At 72.6% G+C, this 19,351-nt stretch carries 17 protein-coding genes; 5 read left to right on the top strand and 12 right to left on the bottom strand.

Going from position 1 to position 19,351, the window contains the following annotated elements; all coding sequences use genetic code 11:
* Positions 1–4: 4 nt before the first annotated feature.
* From DZA62_RS25705 to DZA62_RS25695, 3 genes are read right to left on the bottom strand one after another with little or no spacing between them, the layout of a single operon-like run.
* The gene (locus tag DZA62_RS25705) at positions 5–439 is read right to left on the bottom strand and encodes a hypothetical protein (RefSeq protein ID WP_157987913.1); all 435 of its coding nucleotides are present in this window, start codon (positions 437–439) and stop codon (positions 5–7) included.
* Complete coding sequence (locus DZA62_RS25700) at positions 436–1,596, bottom strand: molybdopterin-dependent oxidoreductase (RefSeq protein WP_116951803.1); 1,161 nt, start codon at positions 1,594–1,596, stop codon at positions 436–438. The genes DZA62_RS25705 and DZA62_RS25700 overlap by 4 nt, the downstream gene beginning before the upstream one ends.
* A complete protein-coding gene (locus tag DZA62_RS25695) occupies positions 1,593–2,237 on the bottom strand; it encodes a TIGR04282 family arsenosugar biosynthesis glycosyltransferase (RefSeq protein WP_116951802.1) in 645 nt (214 codons plus the stop codon). The genes DZA62_RS25700 and DZA62_RS25695 overlap by 4 nt, the downstream gene beginning before the upstream one ends.
* A gap of 114 nt (positions 2,238–2,351) precedes the next feature.
* On the opposite strand from DZA62_RS25695, the gene DZA62_RS25690 reads away from it, so the two are divergent.
* The 4 genes from DZA62_RS25690 to DZA62_RS25675 are packed head-to-tail and all read left to right on the top strand — an operon-like array spanning position 2,352 to position 6,607.
* Complete coding sequence (locus DZA62_RS25690; RefSeq protein ID WP_116951916.1) at positions 2,352–3,053, top strand: response regulator transcription factor; 702 nt, start codon at positions 2,352–2,354, stop codon at positions 3,051–3,053.
* Entirely contained in the window at positions 3,050–4,246 is a 1,197-nt protein-coding gene (locus DZA62_RS25685) for a sensor histidine kinase (RefSeq protein ID WP_116951801.1), read from the top strand. Before DZA62_RS25690 ends, DZA62_RS25685 begins: the two co-directional genes overlap by 4 nt.
* Positions 4,243–5,559 (top strand): hypothetical protein, encoded by a 1,317-nt coding sequence (locus DZA62_RS25680; RefSeq protein ID WP_116951800.1) that lies wholly within the window; start codon positions 4,243–4,245, stop codon positions 5,557–5,559. The genes DZA62_RS25685 and DZA62_RS25680 overlap by 4 nt, the downstream gene beginning before the upstream one ends.
* Before the next feature lie 13 nt (positions 5,560–5,572).
* Positions 5,573–6,607 (top strand): NAD-dependent epimerase/dehydratase family protein, encoded by a 1,035-nt coding sequence (locus tag DZA62_RS25675; RefSeq protein ID WP_116951799.1) that lies wholly within the window; start codon positions 5,573–5,575, stop codon positions 6,605–6,607.
* Positions 6,608–6,653: 46 nt separating this feature from the next.
* On the opposite strand, the gene DZA62_RS25670 is transcribed toward DZA62_RS25675, so the two are convergent.
* Positions 6,654–6,794 carry a hypothetical protein gene (locus DZA62_RS25670; RefSeq protein WP_157987912.1) on the bottom strand — a complete coding sequence of 47 codons (141 nt, stop codon included), beginning with the start codon at positions 6,792–6,794 and terminating at the stop codon, positions 6,654–6,656.
* A 371-nt stretch (positions 6,795–7,165) separates the two neighbouring features.
* On the opposite strand from DZA62_RS25670, the gene DZA62_RS25665 reads away from it, so the two are divergent.
* Positions 7,166–9,130, top strand: a complete 1,965-nt coding sequence (locus tag DZA62_RS25665; RefSeq protein ID WP_198664186.1) for a GAF domain-containing protein — start codon at positions 7,166–7,168, stop codon at positions 9,128–9,130.
* Positions 9,131–9,133: 3 nt separating this feature from the next.
* On the opposite strand, the gene DZA62_RS25660 is transcribed toward DZA62_RS25665, so the two are convergent.
* The 8 genes from DZA62_RS25660 to DZA62_RS25625 all read right to left on the bottom strand — a co-directional run bounded on the left by DZA62_RS25660 (position 9,134) and on the right by DZA62_RS25625 (position 18,916).
* Positions 9,134–9,355, bottom strand: coding sequence for a hypothetical protein (locus tag DZA62_RS25660; RefSeq protein ID WP_116951796.1), 222 nt, complete (start codon positions 9,353–9,355; stop codon positions 9,134–9,136).
* A gap of 215 nt (positions 9,356–9,570) precedes the next feature.
* Positions 9,571–11,310, bottom strand: a complete 1,740-nt coding sequence (locus DZA62_RS25655; RefSeq protein ID WP_198664185.1) for an exo-alpha-sialidase — start codon at positions 11,308–11,310, stop codon at positions 9,571–9,573.
* A 119-nt stretch (positions 11,311–11,429) separates the two neighbouring features.
* Positions 11,430–12,302 carry a dihydrodipicolinate synthase family protein gene (locus tag DZA62_RS25650; protein ID WP_116951795.1) on the bottom strand — a complete coding sequence of 291 codons (873 nt, stop codon included), beginning with the start codon at positions 12,300–12,302 and terminating at the stop codon, positions 11,430–11,432.
* Between the two features lie 86 nt (positions 12,303–12,388).
* Entirely contained in the window at positions 12,389–13,660 is a 1,272-nt protein-coding gene (locus tag DZA62_RS25645; RefSeq protein ID WP_116951794.1) for an ABC transporter substrate-binding protein, read from the bottom strand.
* A gap of 69 nt (positions 13,661–13,729) precedes the next feature.
* A complete protein-coding gene (locus DZA62_RS25640) occupies positions 13,730–16,417 on the bottom strand; it encodes a family 78 glycoside hydrolase catalytic domain (RefSeq protein WP_116951793.1) in 2,688 nt (895 codons plus the stop codon).
* Complete coding sequence (locus DZA62_RS25635; RefSeq protein WP_116951792.1) at positions 16,414–17,235, bottom strand: carbohydrate ABC transporter permease; 822 nt, start codon at positions 17,233–17,235, stop codon at positions 16,414–16,416. Before DZA62_RS25635 ends, DZA62_RS25640 begins: the two co-directional genes overlap by 4 nt.
* Positions 17,235–18,197: a carbohydrate ABC transporter permease gene (locus tag DZA62_RS25630; protein ID WP_116951791.1), complete on the bottom strand. Its 963-nt coding sequence runs from the start codon at positions 18,195–18,197 to the stop codon at positions 17,235–17,237. Before DZA62_RS25630 ends, DZA62_RS25635 begins: the two co-directional genes overlap by 1 nt.
* A complete protein-coding gene (locus DZA62_RS25625) occupies positions 18,194–18,916 on the bottom strand; it encodes a GntR family transcriptional regulator (protein ID WP_116951790.1) in 723 nt (240 codons plus the stop codon). The genes DZA62_RS25630 and DZA62_RS25625 overlap by 4 nt, the downstream gene beginning before the upstream one ends.
* Positions 18,917–19,351 lie beyond the last annotated feature (435 nt).

The raw sequence follows: 19,351 nt of genomic DNA, 5'->3' as shown, positions 1-19,351 counted from the left end.
ACCGTCATCGAGTCCTCCCCCGCCGGGCTCGCACGACGAAGGCCACACCGGCGGCCAGCCAGACGACGGCCAGGACGACGGCGAGATTGCGGCCGTAGTTCAGCGGCAGCGCGCTGGGCACCGACGGCGAACGGCCCCAGCCGCGCACGACCGGCCAGAACACCAGCGTCAGCAGTGCGCTCGAGGCCAGTGCCAGCCGTACCGGCAGCCGCGCCGCCGCCGGCAACCACCGCGTCGCCAGCGCCGCGGCCACCACCACAGGCGCCAGGAGCGCGTCGTGCAGGACGCCGGAGCCGGCCAGCCACAGGACGAGATCCGCCGGCCGGGTGTCGCCGCGGTCGGTCCACGCCCCGGCCAGTCCATAGCCGACGATCCCGGCTCCGGCGATCAGACAGGTCCAGAAGAACGGCCCCGACGGCGTGCGCTGCGACACAGTCATGCGGGCGTCACCACCAGTTCACGCACCCACTTCGTCTGCAACACGCCGGCCCGGTTCGGCCCGATGAGCCGGCACGGATAGCCATGGTCGAGGTCCAGCCGCTCGCCGTTCACCGCGACGGCGAGCATGGTGTCGGGATCGCGAGCCTGCAGGTGGTTCAGCTCCGACGCCCGATACCGGCCATCGGCCTGCAGAGACTCCACCCGCACGTCGACGTCGTCGTCCGGCGCGACGCCGGCGGCGGCGAGCAGCTCGGTGACCGGGACACCGCGCCAGCACGCCGAGACACTCCAGCCCTCGACGCAGGCGATCGGCAGTTCGGCCTCGCGGCGGGCCAGCCGGTCGAGGTCGCTCGCGGTGAGCTCGACGGGGCGCGCCACCGCGCCGGTGATCCGCAGCCGGAATGCCGGGTCCGACGCCGTTTCGACGACGCCGGCCTGGATCGCGCTGCGGTTCACCGGCACGCCCTGCGCGCCGATGTCGGGCCGGCGCTGCGCGAACAGCGTCAACGGCCGCAACGCGGGCAGCGTCTGCCCCGCTGTGGTGACGGTGACGACCCCTGCTGCGACGCCCACGGCGGCCAGGAAGCCGCGCCGGCCGAGAGTGCCCGGCGCGGCCGCCGCCACCGGATGTCCGGGCCGCGTCAGCGCCGCCCGGGCCGCCGACGCCTTCGCGCCGATGTGCGCGACCAGGGCGCCGACGGTGATCCACGCGACCCAGTAGTGCGCGGCCGGGAAGTAGAACCCCCACGGATACCAACGCGACACGTTCGCCACGCCGGAGAACAGCAGGAACACCGCGCCACACACCAGTGGCAGCACCATGATCCGCTCGGCCGCATGCGCGGCGCCGCTCACCGGCGGCCAGCGGAAGAGCCGCGGATACACCGACCACAGCTTCGCCACCAGCAGCGGCACCGTGGCGAACCCCGTGGCGACGTGCAGGCCCTGGGTCACTCTGTACAGCGAGGCCGGCCGCGGCGGGATCGGCAGCCAGCCGGCCGGGTGCTGCTGCAGGTGGGAGTAGAACCCGGTCAGGAAGCAGATCAGGAAGCAGACGCCGAGGGCGATGCCCAGGATCGCGGCCGTGCGGGCGTCGTGCACCGGACGCCGCAGCGCGTCGTCCCGGGCCGTCTCCAGCGCACGCAGCGCCTTCATCCGGACTGCGTCCCGGTCAGCACCGACCGCACCACGTCGGCGGTCCGCGAGGACGGCACGGCGGCGGCCACCGCGACCGCGTCGTCGGCCGTGTCGACGTCGCGCAGCACCGGCAGGTCCGTCACGGCCAGCCCCAGAGCCCGCAGCCGGTCGCGCTGCCGGGCCGCCGTCTGCGCCGTGCTCATCGGCACACCGTGGAAGACGCCGCGCCGCCATCGGCGCAGGCCGAGTGCCCACCAGCCGCCGTCCTCGGCCGGGCCGAGCACCGCCGTCCGCGAGTCGCCGCCGGCCACCAGGCCGAGCGCGGCGTCGAGCATCGACGGCGTCACCTGCGGCGTGTCCATGCCGATCTGCACGCCCGGGCCGCCGGCATGGCTCCAGGCGGCCGCCAGCCGGAGCCCCAGCGGCCCGCGCACCTGCGGAACCACCTCGAAGCCCGCCGGCAACCAGGGCCCCGGCCGTCCGGCGAGCGCGAGGATGCGCCGGTCGGCGCCGCAGCGGGCGACCGCCTCGAGCGTGTCGGCGAGAGCGGCCGCGGCGACCGACGCGGCCTGCGCCGGGCTCAGCGGCGGGCAGAGCCGGGTCTTGACCCGGCCGGGGACCGGTTCTTTCGCGACCACGAGCACATGGGTCTGATTCACCCTGCCGACCGTAGGTTCGACCGGCTGTCATGATTCTTACAAACCGCGAAACTCTGTCGCCGTACCCGCCCGACCTGGGGCGAAGCGGTCGGCGGCGGTGGCATGGTGGACCGCATGGATCCCGGACCGGCCCAGCGTGTCCTGGTGGTTGACGACGACCCGGCGCTGTCCGAGGTGGTCGGGCGATACCTGCGTCGCGACGGCTTCGTGGTCGACTACGCCACCGACGGCCCCGCCGGACTGGCGAAGGCGCTGGACACCCTGCCCGACCTCATCGTGCTCGACCTCATGCTGCCCGGCCTCGACGGCTTGGAGGTCTGCCGCCGGCTGCGCCTGGTGGCGCCGATCCCGGTCGTCATGCTGACGGCACTCGGCGAGGAGAACGACCGCATCGCCGGGCTCGAGATCGGCGCCGACGACTACGTCACCAAGCCGTTCTCGCCGCGGGAGTTGTCCGCGCGCGTCAAGGCGGTACTGCGTCGCGCCGCGGGCGGAGCCGTCACCCCGTCGATGGCGGCGCGGCGGCTGACCGGTGCAGGCTGCGAGGTCGACCTGGTCGCGCACCAGGTACGGCTCGCTGGGCACCTGGTGGCACTCACGACGAAGGAGTTCGATCTGCTCGTGCACTTCATGACCAATCCGGGCCGGGCCTACCGCCGGGAGGAACTGCTCGAGGCCGTGTGGGGCTGGCGCTTCGGCGACACGTCGACGGTGACGGTGCACCTGCGGCGGCTGCGGGAGAAGATCGAGACCGACCCGTCCGCGCCACGACATCTGGTCACGGTCCGCGGTCTCGGCTACCGGTTCGAGCCATGACCCGGCGGCTCACCACCGTCGCGGTCCTGGCGACCGGCCTGGTCGTGGCCGCCGTCATCGCCGTGTCCGCAGGCATCCCGACCCGCGACACCGCGATCCTGGTGGCGGTGACGACGCTCGCGTCCGGCGCAGCCTTCGTCGCCGGCGCCACGGTGCTACGCCGGTTCCGCGGCCGGCCGGTGCGCGCCCAGGTGCTCGTCGTCGCAGTGTCGTCGCTGCTCATGACCGTCGCCGGGGTCGTGGCCGCGGCACTGGCGATGTTCATCTCGACCCACGACCTCGTGGCGCTGTTCATCGTCGTGGCGGTCGCGACGGCGATGGCGGTCGGCGCGGCGTTGCAGCTGGGCGACGACATCGGCGCCGGGACCCGGCAGGTCGGCCACCTGGCCCGCACGATCGTCGACGGCGGCGACGGACCGGCAGCGGTCACCGGCCCCGGGGAGTTGGCGGCACTCGCCGCCGAGCTCGCCGAGGTCTCCGCCCGCCTCGACGAGTCCCGTCGGCGCGAACGTGCGCTCGAGGCGTCGCGGCGCGAGCTGATCGCCTGGGTCTCCCACGACCTGCGCAGCCCGCTGGCGACGATCCGTGCGATGGCCGAGGCGCTCGACGACGAGGTGGCCGACGACGCCGCCACCGTGCAGCGCTACCACCGGCAGATCCGCGGCGGCGCCGAGCGACTCACCGTCCTGGTCGACGACCTGTTCGAGCTGTCGCGGATCAACAGCGGATCCGTGCGGCTCGGGCCCGAGCTGGTGTCGATCGGCGACGCGGTCGCGGAGTCGCTCGCGGGCGCGGCCTCGCATGCCTCGGTCAAGGGGGTGGACCTGGTCGAGGAGCTCGACGACCTGCCCGTCACCGAGGTGTCGGCCCGGGAGTTCTCCCGGGCGCTGCACAATCTGCTGGACAACGCGATCCGGCACACGCCGGCCGGCGGCCGGGTGGTCGTCCGGTCCGGCCGGGACGACGCCGGCGCGGTCCTGCAGGTCATCGACGAGTGCGGCGGCATACCCGAACCCGACCTGGACCGCGTGTTCGACGTCGCCTTCCGCGGCGACGCCGCACGCGGCCGCGACGCAGGCGGCGGCGGGCTGGGCCTCGCGATCGCCCGCGGCCTCGTCGAGGCGCACGCCGGCTCCGTCGAGGTCGCCAACCACGCGCGTGGCTGCCGGTTCACCGTCCGGCTGCCGGCGTGACCGTCACCGCGGCGGAGGACCGGCCGGCGCGTGCCGGCGCCTCGCCGCGCCGGCACGCGGTCGCCTGGGCGCTGGCCGGCTGGGTGGTGCTGCTCATCACCGCAAGGGTCTGGGGGCTCACCCTGCCGGCAGAGGACCTGCACCTCGGCGCGATCCCGCTCTACGGGCAGTGGGACCCGGTCGCGGTGTGGCGGCTCGCTCCGCCGCTGGCCGTCGGCGCGGCCGCCGTGCTCCTGCTGCCCGCCGCCGCAGCGCGATGGCCGTGGCGGAGGGTGCTGGGCACGGTGGCCGGGACCGCGATCGCCTGGAGTCTCGCGCTGGCCGCCGTCGACGGCGCCGGCGGGTTCGCGGACATCGGGCAGGCGTACGGCCGGTACGCCGGGCTGATCGACGACCGTGGCGGGCCGGCGGCGTTCCTGCGCACCTACGTCGAGCACCAGGACGCAGTCCCGGTCCACCTGCAGGCGCACCCGCCCGGCCTCGTGCTGACGCTGTGGGCGTCAGCCCGCATCGGACTGTCCGGCGCCGGCTGGGAGTCGGCGCTGGCGATGACCGGTGTCGCCGTGGCGGCGACGGCATCGTTGACGAGCGCCCGCGAGGTCGTGTCCGAGCGGTTCGCCCGGCGCGCCGCGCCGTTCGTCGTGCTGGCTCCAGCCGCGGTCTGGCACACCAACGCCGACGTCGTCTTCGGCGGGCTGGCGTTGACCGGCGTCGCCCTGGTCGTGCTCGCGACCGGCCGCGCCGCCCCGTCCCGCTGGGGGCTCGCCGCCGCCGGCGGCGCGGTGTTCGGGCTGTCCCTGCTGTTCGCCTACGGTCTGGCGCTGCTCGCCGTGCCGATCGCGGTGGTCGCGCTGCGGCGGCGCCGGCTGGACGCGCCGGCGGTCGCGGCCGTGGCGGGCGCCACGGTCGTTGCGGTTCCACTGCTCTGGGGGTTCTGGTGGCTCGACGGCCTGGCCGCCACCCGCGTTCAGTACTATGCCGGCGTCGGCGCTGACCGTCCGTACGAGTACTTCCTGCTGGCCAACCTGGCCGTGCTCGCGCTGGCCGTCGGCCCCGCGACCGCGGCGGGACTGACCCGGCTACGCGACCGGCGCGCCTGGCTGGTCGTCGGATCCGGCCTGACCGCCGTCCTGCTCGCGGACCTGTCCGGGCTCTCCTCGGCGGAGACCGAGCGGATCTGGCAGCCGTTCATGCCGCTGGTACTGCTGGCCGGTGCAACGGCGGCGCGGCGACCCGCCGACGTGCGGTTCTGGCTGGCCGCACAGGTCGCCGTCGCCGTCGCGGTGCAGGGCGTGCTGCGCTCCCCCTGGTGATGAAGGAGGCATCGTGAAGGTACTGGTGACCGGTGGCGCAGGGTTCATCGGCGGCGCCGTCGTCGAGCAGCTGGTCGACGATGGCGCCGAGGTCGTCGTCCTCGACTCCCTGGTCGCTCATGCCGAGCCGCCGGACCTGCCGGACGGTGTCGATCTGCGCGTCGCAGACCTGCGCGATCCCGACGCCGTCGCGCAGGCCGCCGGCGACGTCGACGCCGTCTGCCACCAGGCAGCCAGGGTCGGGCTGGGTGTCGACCTCGGCGATGTCGCCGACTACGTCTCCGACAACGGGCTCGGCACCGCCGTGCTGTTGCGGGCGCTGTGGCGGCGGCGGTTCGTCGGCCGTCTGGTGGTCGCGTCGTCCATGGTCGTCTACGGCGAAGGCCGCTACCGCTGCGCCTGGCACGGCGTCGTCGCTCCGGGCCCGCGCTCCGTCGCCGATCTCGACACCGGCCGGTTCGAGCCGCCCTGCCCGCGCTGCGGCGCCCAGTTGGCCTGGGACCTCGTCGACGAGGACGCACCAACGGACCCACGCAACGTCTACGCGGCGACGAAGCTGCACGCCGAGCACCTGTCCTTCGCCTACGGCCGGGAGACCGGCAGCGCGGTCTGCGCGCTGCGCTACCACAACGTCTACGGACCACGGATGCCGCGCGACACCCCGTACGCCGGCGTCGCGAGCATCTTCCGCAGCGCCCTCGCGCGCGGCGACGCTCCCCGGGTCTTCGAGGACGGCGGTCAGCTGCGCGACTTCGTCCACGTCCGCGACGTCGCCCGCGCCAACGTCCTCGCCCTCGGGTCCGACTGGACGGGAGTGCTGAACGTCGCCAGCGGTGAGCCGCATACGATCCTCGAAATGGCAGACGCTCTCTGCGATGCGTTCGCGGCCACATCGCACCCGCCCATCGTCACCGGCGACTACCGCCTCGGCGACGTCCGCCACGTCGTCGCCTCCCCCGCCCGGGCCGTCGACGCCCTCGGCTTCGAGTCACAGGTCGGGTTCGCGGCAGGGATGGCGGAATTCGCCCACGCGCCGCTGCGGATCTGAGCCGCGGCCGCTCGGGGCCGTGAGCAGGCGCGCAACCTGCGGCACGCTAGACCCGCGAGCCGTTCCGGGCGTCGATCAACTCGCGGCTCCTGACGCCGTCGCCGAGCTGGGCCCACGGCGTCACGTCGAGCATCCAGTACGCCCGCATGCGGCCGCCGCCGGTGTCGAGCACGAGGGGATCGGCCACCGCGATCGTCTTCTCGGCCGCGGCACGGCACGTCGCGCAGACGTCGACCTGCCGCGGCACCGACGCCGGTGGCCGGTCGGCGCCGAGCGCGATCGTCGGCGTCGCCGGCGAGGGTCCGTCCGGCTCAGCTCCTCGGCGAGCCGGTTCAGCGGGCCGGTCGCTCGCCGCCGGACGTCGTCATCACCTTGCGCAGTACCAGGACCGATACGAGGAGGACCACCACGGCCATGACGACTGCGGGGACCGACGGCTCCACCCGGCGAACCCAATGCGACGCCGGCATCGGCCCACGTCGAACGACCTCGTCACCCTCACCAGCGAGGTATCCACTAGCGTTCAACTGAGGATGCGATGAGATGGCCGGGAGCCGCGTGAGACCGTCCGCGGCCCGCTGGTCGCGCGGGCTGCTGTTCGGCGCGGCACTGGCGGGCGCGGTCACGGCCGTCCTCGCGCTCGTCGAGCCGTACGTGCCGGTGCTCCCCCTCCTGGTGTTCTATCTCCTCGCGGTGCTGCCGGTCGCGATCGTCTGGGGAGCGGGACCGGCGGCCGTGACGTCGCTCGTCAGCGTCGTGATCTTCGAGTTCGCCTTCCTGGCACCCGTGGGCTCGATCGGGGTCGCCGACCGGGAGGAGACGGTGGCGCTCGGGTCGTTCCTGCTGACCGCCGTCCTGACGACGGCGTTGGCCGTCCGGTTGCGCCGGGCCGCGGTCGAGTCCGTACGCCTGACCGACGAGCAGTCGGCATTGCGGCGGGTCGCGACCCTGGTCGCGCAGTCGGTTCCGCGCTCGGCGCTCTTCGAAGCCGTGACCCGGGAGGTCGGGCTGCTCTCCGGTGCCGATCTCGCCCGCATGGAGCGCTATGAGGCGGACGGCACCGTGACCGGGGTCGCCGCCTGGAGCAGGGTGCCGGAGCAACTCGTCGTCGGCACGCGCCTGAAGCTCGACGGGGTGGGCGTCGCCCGCGAGGTGCGGCGGCGTGGCGGGCCGGTCCGGCTCGACGGCTTCGCCGGCGCGATGGGTGAGATCGCCGGGGAGTCGCGCTCGCTCGGCATCCACTCGTCCGTCGGCTGCCCCATCATCGTGGCCGGCGGCGTGTGGGGCGTGATCGCCGCATCGACGAGGAGCGATGAGCCCTTCCCGGCGAACACGGAGGCACAGATCGCGAGCTTCACGGAGCTGGTCGCCACCGCGGTGGAGAACGCGGAGGCGCGGGCCGAGCTGCACCGCATGGCCGAGGAGCAGGCCGCGCTGCGGCGCGTGGCGACGCTCGTGGCGCACGGCGTCGCTCCCGATCTCGTGCTCGCGGCCGTCGCCCAGGAGCTGGGTGAGCTGACCGGCGCCGACATCACCGGGATCTTCCGGTTCGAGTCCGACGGATCGGCGACTCTCATGGGAGTGCGCGGCGTGAGCGAGGACGAGATACGCGTCGGCCATCGCCGGGTCCTGGACACACCCTCGGCCATCGCGTCCGTGCAGGCCACGGGCGAGTCCGCCCGCTACGACGTCGATGACGCGGCGCTCGAGCGACTCCCCGAGCTCCTCCGCGGGTGGGGCATCCGGTCAGCGGTGGCCAGCCCGATCGTCGTCGAGGGGCGCAACTGGGGTGGCATCAGTGTCGCCTCCCGGCACGGCCCGTTCGCCCCGGACACCGAACTGCGGCTGGTCGAGTTCACCGAGATCGCCGCGACCGCGATCGCGAACGCGGAGGCGCACACCAAGCTGACCCAGTCGCGCGCGCGGGTGGTCACCACCGCCGACGAGACGCGCCGGCGGATCGAGCGCGACCTCCACGACGGCGCACAGCAACGGCTCGTCTCGCTGGCGCTCAAGCTCCGCCTCGCCCTCGAGACGCTGCCCGCGGAGCTGGGGCCGGCGGTGCGGGACGACTTCGCGGAGGTGGCCGACGAGCTCATCGAGGTCCAGGACGAGCTACGCGAGATCTCGCGTGGCATCCATCCCTCGATCCTGTCCGAGGGCGGACTCGGCCCGGCGTTGCGGACGCTCGCCCGGCGGTCCACCGTCCCCGTCGAGATGCACCTGGAGACCGTCTCACGGTATCCCCCTCCGGTGGAGGTGGCGGCCTACTACGTCGTGTCCGAGGCGCTCACCAACGTGACGAAGCATGCCCGGGCCACCCACGCCGAGGTGGCCGTCGAGCAGCGCGACGCCACGTTGCGCCTGCGCGTCCGGGACGACGGGGTCGGCGGCGCCGAGGAACACCACGGCTCGGGACTGGTCGGGTTGCGCGACAGGGTCGAGGCTCTCGGCGGGTCGATCGACGTGGCGAGCCCGGCGGGCCAGGGAACGGTGATCCGCGTCGCGCTCCCCCTCGCCTGACGTTCAGGCGACCGTGCGGACCGCGGCGTAGTCGTACACGAGCGGCGAGCGCGCGGCCAGTTCCCGCGCCGACGCGTCGAGCAGCGTGCGAGCGTCCTGGAGTTCGGCCTCCAGCACCGCGATCTGCCGCAGTAGTGCCGGGATGCGGTCGACCTGCCGGCGCAGGTGTTCGTTCGCCGCACGGATGTTCGGCGCCTGGACGTCATCGAAGCTGGGGATGTTCATGGCGACCTCGTCGGGGGTGATGAACTGGCCATGGACCCAGCCTTCCGCGGCGCGATCGCGTCGTCATCGCCGTCAGCGGCAGTTTCCCATTGCTGCTGCCTCGATTCCTGCCGTACCCGCCAGCCGGTAGACGACCTGGAAGCTCACCCGAAGACCGCGACCTCGTGCCCGGCGTGCCGGCCCGTCCACACGCGGGACGGGCCGGCACGTGGGTGTCAGCCGCGGACCGCGACCGTCAGTTCCTCGCTCCTGGTGGTGCCGGCGGCATTCCCGAACTCGACGACGTACGTGTAGGTCCCCGGCGCGCGGCCCGTCAGGTCCACGGAGGCCGACTGCGCCGACGGGGTCCGAGGCGTCAGCTCGCCGGACGCGACGGGGACACCGTTCTCGAGAAAGCGGTACGACGTCGCGTTGGTGCCCCACCACAGGTGAGCCGACACGCGGTAGTCGCCGTCGCCGTCCCGGTTGTCGTGGCTGAGCACGGGTGCCGCCGGAGCGGCCTGCGTGACCCGGACCGTGATCGACGACGACTGCGTCGTTCCCTTCGAGTTGAGCAGCTCGCCGGTGTAGACGTAGGTCCCGTTCGGCCGCCCCTCGACCGGCACGGACACCGCCTGCCGCGCCACGCCACCGTAGGCGAGCGGGCGGGTCGCGATCAGCTCGCCGTTCTCGAACAGCCGGAACACGCTGCCGTTCTCGCCCCACCACAGGTGCATCGTGACGGTGTAGTCGCCGTCCTGCAGGCCGGTGTCCCAGCCGTTGTCGTGGGAGAGGACGGCCCGCGCCGGCGCCGCCGTGGCGCCGTCGTCCCCGCCGCGCAGCGAGATGTCGGCGACCGGGATCCGGCTGATCTCGACGTCCTCCTTGTTCGTGCCGTACGCGACGTAGAGGTGCTCGCCCCACACGACGCTCTTGGGGTAGCTGTAGCCGGCGGACTTGAACTGGCCCTCGTAGCGGCGCGGCTGCAGGTCCTCGGCGGTGCGCAGGTTGTACGCGGTGTCGAAGGTCTCGCCGTCGGCGCTGAGCAGGATCGACAGCGGGTACCGGTTGCGGGTGCCGGTCGGGTTGCCGACGAGGTACGCGGTGCCGTCGGGCAGGTTGCCGGCGCTCTGCTTGGTCCGCGCGTCGGGCACGTTCGTGACGACGGACTCGGTCCACGTCTCCCCGTCGTCGCGGCTGACGGCGGCGAGCTTGCGGAACGTGCCGCCGCCCTGGTCGCGGAAGACCATGACGACGGCGCCGTCGTCGCGCAGGTACCAGCTGGGCTCGAGCTCGCGGCTCATGCCGTCGTTGTTCGGCTGGTTGTCGAACTCGCCCTGCGTCCAGCCGGAGATCCCGAGCGGGTCGTCGGTGTAGTACGGCTTGACGAACAGCCCCGGCGCGACGTGCACGGCGGTGAGCAGCCGGCCGCTGGGCAGCGCTTTCACGTCCTGCTCGATGATTCCCTCGACCGGCCGGCCGTCGGCCCCCATCACGCGCCGCGGCGCGGTCCAGGTGACGCCGTCGGTGCTCGTGACGTACTCGACGTAGCCGCTCTTGGGGTCGCGGTCGCCGGGCCAGACGTTGAGGTAGGCGACGAGCGTCTCGCCGTCGGTCCACCAACCGCCGTTCGAGGTGTAGCCGTCGGTGCGGGGCTCGGTCAGCGCGACGGGCTCGGACCAGGTGGCGCCGTCGTCGCTCACGCTGTAGCGCACGATCGTGTCCGGCGCGTCCTCGTCCAGCGCCGAGCTCTGCCACTGCGCGTACAACCGGCCCTTGAACGGCAGCAGGACGGTGCCGTGGTTGAACTTCAGGTCGTCGTCGCCGGGGGCGAAGATCGTGATCGTCTCGGCGTTCTCGGCCCGGCCGAGGCCGACCGCGACGGGGTCGGACGTGTCGATGAGGCCGTCGACGACGCGCAGCGGCGCCGGCTCCTCGGCCAGGGCTGGGGCCGCGACGAGGGTCGCGGCCGCCACCGTGGCGATGACTCCTAGCGAGAGCGATGCCGCTCTGCGACGGGCAGGTGTTCGCATCATTGCGGGTCTCCTTGACCGTTTCAATCGGAGGGCGGAGTGATCGGGTGTTCGCACGGACCTCAGTGCAGCCGGAGGACGTCGCGGCCCAGCCGGTCGAGCTCGTCGCCGCCCGGTTCGGGGATCGGCATCCGCGAACCGCCGACGGGCCGCCCGGCCAGGCGGTGCACCGCCCGCATCCGCGACGGCTCGCCGCGGATGGCGTCGACCGCCTCGGCCAGGTCCTCCTTCAGCGCGCCGACGGCCTCCTCGTCCCCGCGCCGCAGCGCGTCGCGCATCGCCACGAACGGCTTGGCGAACGCGGAGGCCACGCCGGAGATGACGCCGTCGGCGCCGGCGGTGTGCGCGGTCGCGAAGTCCGCGTCGCTGCCGGTGTAGATGACGAAGTCCTCGGGCAGCAGCGCGCGGAACTCGGCGATGCGGCCGAGGTCCTCACCGCTGACCTTGACCCCCACGACGCCGGGCAGCACGGCCACCCGCGCGAGGAGCTCGTCGTCGACGGCGACGCCGGTGCGCGCCTCGAAGAGGTACAGGAAGACGTCCAGTCCCGCGGCCTCCTCGGCGACCCCGCGGAAGAAGTCGTACACCTGCTCCGGCGGGGTCGGCAGATAGAACGGCGTGAGCACGGCGATCTCGCGTGCCCCCGCCGCACGGGCGCCGGCGATCAGCTGGGACACCTCGTACCGGCTGGCCGCGCCGACGTGCACGATGACCCGCAGGTCGCGGAGCACCTCGACGGCGAGCGCGGCGACGGCGTTGCGTTCGGCGATCGACAGTGCGGGGAACTCGGCGGTGGTCCCGAGGATCAGCGCGCCCTGCACGCCGGACCCGGCCACGTACTCGAGGATCTCCCGCGTGCCGGTCACGTCGAGCGAACCGTCGTCGAGGAAGGAGAGCGGAACGGCGGTGATGATGTCGTGCGAGTTCTTCTGCATGGTCCTTCTCGGGGTTCGTGCCGCATCCAGGCTCAGCTCGCAGAGCGGCGCGCGGATGCGCGCCGCCCTGGACCCGAGGACGTGGATCAGCCTGCGGCGTACGCCTCGTCCATCGCCTGCAGCGCGTTCTCGACGCTCGCCTGGCCGGAGAAGAGCTGCTGCACCGAGGTGAACAGCGCGGCCTGCGTCTTGGCGCTGGGCCAGGACTGGTCGGGGAACGGGGCGACGTCGCCGGCGCCGATGATGTCGACGGCGGACTGGATGACGGGGTCGACCTCGAGCTCTGCGCCCTGGATCGCCGGGATGCCGGGAGCGGCCCCGAACCAGACGTCGATCGCCTCCTGGGTCGCCAGCCAGTCCACGAAGTCGAGGGCGTTCGCCTTGTTCTTCGCCGCCTCGTTCACCGCGAAGCTGACACCGATGCCACGCGGGATCGGGTTGGTGCCGGAGTCGTCGCCGGGCAGCGGGAAGAACCCGAACTCGGTGCCCTCCGGAGCGGTGGACTGGATCTGCGGGAAGGAGGCGAGCACCTGCACGACGCCGACCGCCTCGCCGGTGTTGAGCAGCGTGTACGAGGCGTTCACGTCGGTGCCGAGCGGGTCGTCGTTGAAGCACCCGGCGTCGTTCATCTCGAGGTACTGCTGGAACGCGGCGTCCCAGCCCGAGCCGGCGAACGTCGCGTCACCGGAGGCCAGCTGGTCGTTGAAATCCGGGTCCTCGCCGTAGACCGTCGAGGCGACCAGCGCGTACGGGATCAGCTGGGTGACCCAGTCGGTCTGGATGCCGAGCGCGAAGGCGACCTTGCCCTGGTCGCGCACGTCCTGGCAGTACTGCAGCAGGTCGCTGTAGGTCTGCGGCACGGTGAGGCCGAGCTCGTCGAGCGTGGCGACGTTGTAGATCGTGCCGACCGCGTCGAGCTTGGACGGCAGCCCGTAGGTCTTGCCGTCGATCTGCAACGTCTCCGCGGTGCCGGGGTCGACCTCGGACACCCAGGACCGGTCGGAGAGGTCGGCGAGGTAGCCCGCTCCCTGCAGGACGTCGATGGCGCCGGGGTTGCCGCCGCCGGCCCAGACGGTGAAGACGTCGGGCGCGGTGCCGGACGAGAGCTGGGTGCGGATGGTCGTCTGGAACTGCGAGGTGTCCGCGACGGTCAGGTTGACGTCGACGCCGGACTCCTCCTCGTAGGCCGCGACGACGGCCTCCATCGGCGCCTGGTTGTTCGAGGTGGTCGCGACCGTCAGGGAGTCGGTGGGCTCCGTGTTGCCGGACGTGGCCGACGAGCCGTCCGAGCCGCAGGCCGAGAGGCCCAGCGCGGCGGCGGCAACACCGGCGACGACGGCGATGTTCCGGGTCTTCATTCTGGATAGACTCCAATGCTGGAAGGGGGCGGGTGCCCCCGTTCAGTGGGTGGTGGCGGTGGCTTCGGCTCAGCCGGCAGGGAAGCGGAAGTCGTACCTTCCGGGTTCCAGCTGCAGTCGGGTGTGCTGAGGGTCCTCAGCCAGGACGACGATGCCTTCGGAACGTGTTGCGCTCTCGCCTCCTTCCTCGATGACGGCCGCGCCGGCGGCGGGGACGACGGCGACGGCCGGTCGTCCGGGCGGGACCACCACCGACCACTCCACGTGGTCGCCGTCGCGTCGCCACGAGCTCTCGACACGACCGCGGGCGGTCTCCCGGGCGCCGCGAGCCCACGACAACGACGGGTCGAGCCGTGGCTCGAGCACGAGGCCGGCGTGTCCGGCGGAGTCCGGGTGCTGCCCGATCCCCAGCAGACCGGAGTAGAACCACTCCCCGACCGACCCGAGTGCGTAGTGGTTGAAGCTGTTCATCCGCGGCGACTGGAACCCCTGCTCGGGGGTCCAGCCGTCCCAGCGCTCCCAGATCGTGGTGGCGCCGTTGCGGATCGAGAACAGCCAGGACGGGTAGCGGTCGCGGTGGAGCAGCGCGAACGCGAGGTCGGCCCGGCCGATCGAGGCGAGGACGGGGCACAGCAGGCCCACCGTCACGAAGCCCGTCGTGAGCGCCACGTCGCGCCGCTCGACGGCGGCGACGAGCCTCGCGGCGACGGCGTCGCGCTGTTCCGGCAGGCACAGGTCGAAGGCCAGCGTGAGCAGGTAGCCACCCTGGGTGTCGCCCTCGACCGTGCCGTCGGGGGCGAGGAACGCCGCACGGTAGGCCGCCCGGATGCGCGCCGCCAGCTCGTCGATCTCCGCGGCCTGCTCGTCGCGGCCGAGCACGCGCAGCGCCCGCGCCGTCAGGTCGGTGCTGCGGGCGAAGTAGGCGGTGGCCAGCACCCGCTTGGAGGTCTCCTCGCCGATCTGCAGCCAGTCGCCGTAGTCGTTGCCGACCTGGTCGCGCCAGATCAGGTCCGGGTTGTGCCGTTCGACGTGGCGCACCCAGGCGATCATCGAGTCGGCCGCCTCGACCAGCACCGAGACGTCGCCGCCCGCGCGGTACAGCTCCCACGGCACCGTGACGCCGCCGTCGCCCCAGGCCGGGGCGCCCTCGCGCAGGTGGATGAGCGGCGGGGCGATGTCGGGGAAGGCGCCGTCGGCGGACTGGGCGCCTCGCACGTCGCGCAGCCACCGCCGCAGCAGCGGTCCAACGTCGGCGAAGGCCAGTGCGGTCGGCGCGAACACCTGCGCGTCGGCCAGCCAGCCCAGTCGCTCGTCGCGCTGCGGGCAGTCGGTCGGGATGGCGACGAAGTTGCCCCGCAGACTCCAGGAGATGTTGGAGTGCAGCGCGTCGAGGTCCGCGCTGGACGAGGCGAACTCGCCGGCCGGACCGAACTCGTTGTGCAGGACGACGGCCTCGACGCCGGCCGGCTCGAGGTCACCGGCCAGGCCGCTGACCTCGGCGTACCGGAAGCCGTGCAGGGTGAACCGCGGCTCGAAGACCTGCTCCCCCGACCCGTCGGTCCAGAACACGTCGACGGGCTCGGCGGTGCGCAGGTTGGCCGTGTAGAGGTCGCCCGCGGCGTCGAGCACCTCGGCGTGGGTCAGCTGCACCCGGGTGCCGGCGGGCTGGTCGCGCAGCGTCAGGCGGACCCGGCCGACGAGGTTCTGGCCGAAGTCGACGACGTGCCGGCCCGGGCCCCGCCGGGTCACCGACACCGCCGGCACCCGCTCGGTGACGCGCACCGCCGGGTCGGCCTCCGGCGTGAGCAGGCCGGTGCCGGAGTCGACGACGACGGCGTCGGACCACGTCCCGAGGTCCGCCCCCGGGAGGTGCCAGTCCGTTTCCGCGCGGCGCGAGTCCTCGTACTGCCCCATGAGGAGGTCGGCGTAGAGGATGTCGCTGGGCGACTCCTTCCAGCCCTCCCCCGTCGCGACGACCTCGCGGCCGCCGCTCGCGCCGTCCAGCACGAGCTGGGCGAGGAACGCCGGCTCCTTGCCGTAGTGCTGCGCCTGCTGCCGGCGGTCGGTGCCGATGAAGCCCGCGTACCAGCCGTCGCCCAGCAGCGCCGCGATGCTGTTGCGTCCCGGCCGCAGCAGCGCCGTCACGTCCCACGACTGGTAGGCGATGCGGTCGCGGTACTCCGTCCAGCCGGGGACGAGCTCGTCGCGGCCGACCCGGACGCCGTTGACGTAGAGGCGGTACACGCCCTTCGCCGACGCGTGCACCTTGGCCCGGACCGGCGCCTCGTCGAGGTCGAAGTGGCGGACGAAGCGCCGCACCGGCTGCAGCTTGTTGACGGTGTAGGTGAGGTCGGTGTCCTGCGGCGGCAGCGCGACCTTCCGGTACACGGGGTTGCGGCCGATCCACGCCGCCGACCACTCGTCGGCGTGCACGATGCCGGTCGCGAACGTCGCGGTGCCGCTCGCCCGCTCCCCCGCCTCGTCGGCGACCTCGACCGTCCACTCGTAGTCGGCCGAGCTGACCAGCGGCGCCCCGGCGTACCGGAACCCGGTCGTGCGCTCCTCGGCGACCTCGCCGGAGTCCCAGACCTGCACCGGGCCGCCGCTCGTCCGCTGCCGGACCCGGATCCGGACGGCCGTCTGGCGCGCGCCGCGGCGCGCCGACGCCAGCGTCCACGCGAACGCCGGCGCGGCGACGATGCCCTGCGGCTCGCGCTGGCCGTCCACGCGCAGCGTGCGGACCTCCAGCGACGTCATCCCTTCAGCCCTCCGGCGAAGCCGCGGATGATCTGCTTCTGCATGAGGAAGTACACGACCAGGACCGGGACGATGCTGATGACGAGGCCGGCGAACACGACCGGCCAGTTGGACACGAACTGCCCGACGAACGCGTACAGCGCGACCGTCACCGTCTGCTGCGGCGTGCCGCTCAGGTAGAGCAGCGGCACGAGGAAGTCGTTCCACACGGTGATCGCGTTCAGGATGACCACCGTGCCGGTGATCGGCCGCAGCAGCGGGAACACCACGCTGCGGAAGGTGCGCAGCGTCCCGGCGCCGTCGATGGCCGCGGCCTCCTCGTACTCGCGCGGCAGCGCGCGCAGGAACCCCGTGTACAGGAACACCGAGAACGGCACCTGCGAGCCGCAGTAGAAGATGATCAGCGCCCACAGCGACCCGAGCAGGCCCACGTCACGCATCGTCTGGTACAGCGGGATGAGCGCGACCTGGAACGGGATCAGCATGCCGGCGAGGATCAGCCAGAACACCGTCGTCGACAGGCCCGACATGATGCGCGCGAGCGGGTAGGCCGCCATCGAGGAGATCACCACGATGATCGTGACGCTCACGACGGTGACGATCGCGCTGTTGAGCAGCGCGGTCGCCAGGCCCGCCTGGCTCCACGCGTCGGCGTAGTTGTCGAAGGTCGGCGAGAACACCGGGACCAGCGGCGAGGTCACGTCGCCGCCCTCGCGCAGCGACAGGTTGACCAGCACGTAGATCGGGATGACGAAGACGATCGCCACCACGAACATGAGGATCTCGCGGGCGAAGGTGATCCTGGTGTAGCGGAACATCAGACGTCCGCCTTCCGGTTCGAGAGCCGGTACTGGCCGATGGAGAAGACCGCGACGACCGCCGCCAGCACGAGCGCCAGCGCGATGCCGTAACCGAACTCGTTGAACTGGAACGCCGACTTGTAGAGCAGGGTCGACAGCGTCTCCGTCGACCCGCCGGGACCGCCGCCGGTGAGCACGAACACCTCGGTGAACATCTTCAGCCCGCCGATGATCGTGAGCATGACGTTGATCGTCGTCGCGGGTGCCAGCAGCGGCCACGTCACCGACCGGAACCGGCGCCACGCGCCCGCGCCGTCGACGGCGGCCGCCTCGTGCAGGTCCTGCGGGATCGACTGCAGCCCGGCGAGGTAGATGACCATCGAGTAGCCGGCGTGCTGCCACACCACGACCATGACGACCGACACCGCGGCCCACGTCGGGTCGCCCAGCCAGCTCTGCTTCAGGAACCCCAGGCCCAGCGCCTCGAGCGTGCTGTTGACCGCGCCCTCGGGCGTGAGCATGAACTTCCACAGGTACGCGACGACGACCGGCGTGATGACGACCGGCGCGAAGAACACCACGCGCAACAGGTTCTGCGAGCGCAGGCCGCTGTTGACGCCCAGCGCGAGCAGCAGCCCGATGCCGTTCTGCAGGATCGTGATCGCGAACGCGAACACCAGCGTCATCTTCAGCGCGTCCAGCGAGCTCGACGTCGTGAAGATGCGGGTGAAGTTCTCGAACCCGATGAAGTCGTAGTTCTGCGACAGGCCGTCCCAGTTCGTGAACGCGAGCATCCCGCCGCGCAGAGTGGGCGCGACCACGGCGAACAGGTAGAACGCGAGGGCGGGGACGGCGAACCAGAGCAGGCCGCGCGACAGCCCGGCCGGGCCGCCGCGGCGGGAGCGTCGCCCGGCCCGTGGCGCGGACGGGGGTGGCGGCGCGGCCGCGTCGGCGACCGTCACGTCGGCAGGCGACGTCACGAGACGCGCTCCGCCGCCACGGCATCGGGAGTGGACGTGAGATCGGTGGTGCCGCCACCGATCATGGCGTCGACGGCGTGCGTCATCCGGGAGCGGGCGCCGCGAAGGTGCCCCCGCAGCTCGACGCCCAGCGGCGTCGCGTCACCGGCGACGATGAGGTCGAGCAGACGTGCGTGGTCGAGCGCGGACGGGTGCAGGTCGACGTCCTCCTCGACCGTCAGCTGCATGAGGCTCGCGATGACCGGCTTGTACTCCTGCCAGACGTCGACCAGCTTGCGGTTGCCGCCCATGTCGTACAGCAGCTCGTGGAAACGCAGGTCGGCCTGGGCGAAGTCCGTCGCCGCCGACCGGTCCGCCGCGGCGATCATCTCGTCCACGATGGCGCGGCCCGCCGCCAGCTGGGCCGGCGAGGCGAGCTCGATCGCCCGGGTGACCGCGACGACCTCGATGGCCTCGCGCAGCTCGTAGAGGTCGTCGACGTCGCGCAGGGTGAGCCCGAGGACGTAGAACCCGCGGCGCCTGGACTCGACCAGCCCCTGCGACTCGAGCTGGCGCAGCGCGTCGCGCACCGGGCCGCGGCTGACGTCGTACTCCGCCGCGAGAGTGTCCTCGACCAGATGCGTGCCCGGGCCGATCACCCGGCGCACGATCTGGTCGCGCAGCACCGAGGCGAGCTGCTCCCCGAGCGACGGCGCCCGGGTCGGCTTCTTCGTGACCACCGTGTCACCTTTCGTCTACTGTTAACGGTGGACGATAAACGGACAACGAGACGCGGTCAAGATGGGCCCGGTGTGGCCGGGCGCCGAGTCCGGCGCGCTGGTCACGGCCGGGACGCCGTCGAGAACCCGGCCACCACCAGGCGTTCTCCCACTCCGTCAGGCGGGCATGCCTCGGCACGCACCAGAACGCCTCATGACGGCCCGCCAGCAGCTCCGGCGAACCGGGCGACCGACGCCGCCGCACCTACCCGGGACAGCGCCATTGATCATCCAGGATCGGTGGCGCCTGGACGCCACCGATCCTGGATGAACTCTCCGGCCCCCAGAGCACACTCAGACGGCAGCGGCCCGGTTGCGCCAGGAGACCACCGAACGGCCGGTCACGCTCGAGCTCAGGATCGACGACCGAGCCCGGAGCCCTGGTGGTCAAGCCCC

This window comes from Jiangella endophytica (assembly GCF_003427025.1).
In the GTDB taxonomy this organism is placed as follows: domain Bacteria; phylum Actinomycetota; class Actinomycetes; order Jiangellales; family Jiangellaceae; genus Jiangella; species Jiangella endophytica.
The sequence above is the reverse complement of the archived record's forward strand: the minus strand, read 5'-3'. Positions and strand labels throughout refer to the sequence as shown.

Coding starts and splice junctions, on each gene's coding strand:
- DZA62_RS25645 (WP_116951794.1), bottom strand. CDS start 13,660: ATGAAGACCCGGAACATCGCCGTCGTCGCCGGTGTTGCCGCCGCCGCG.
- DZA62_RS25690 (WP_116951916.1), top strand. CDS start 2,352: ATGGATCCCGGACCGGCCCAGCGTGTCCTGGTGGTTGACGACGACCCG.
- DZA62_RS25685 (WP_116951801.1), top strand. CDS start 3,050: ATGACCCGGCGGCTCACCACCGTCGCGGTCCTGGCGACCGGCCTGGTC.
- DZA62_RS25660 (WP_116951796.1), bottom strand. CDS start 9,355: ATGAACATCCCCAGCTTCGATGACGTCCAGGCGCCGAACATCCGTGCG.
- DZA62_RS25650 (WP_116951795.1), bottom strand. CDS start 12,302: ATGCAGAAGAACTCGCACGACATCATCACCGCCGTTCCGCTCTCCTTC.
- DZA62_RS25635 (WP_116951792.1), bottom strand. CDS start 17,235: ATGTTCCGCTACACCAGGATCACCTTCGCCCGCGAGATCCTCATGTTC.
- DZA62_RS25640 (WP_116951793.1), bottom strand. CDS start 16,417: ATGACGTCGCTGGAGGTCCGCACGCTGCGCGTGGACGGCCAGCGCGAG.
- DZA62_RS25705 (WP_157987913.1), bottom strand. CDS start 439: ATGACTGTGTCGCAGCGCACGCCGTCGGGGCCGTTCTTCTGGACCTGT.
- DZA62_RS25700 (WP_116951803.1), bottom strand. CDS start 1,596: ATGAAGGCGCTGCGTGCGCTGGAGACGGCCCGGGACGACGCGCTGCGG.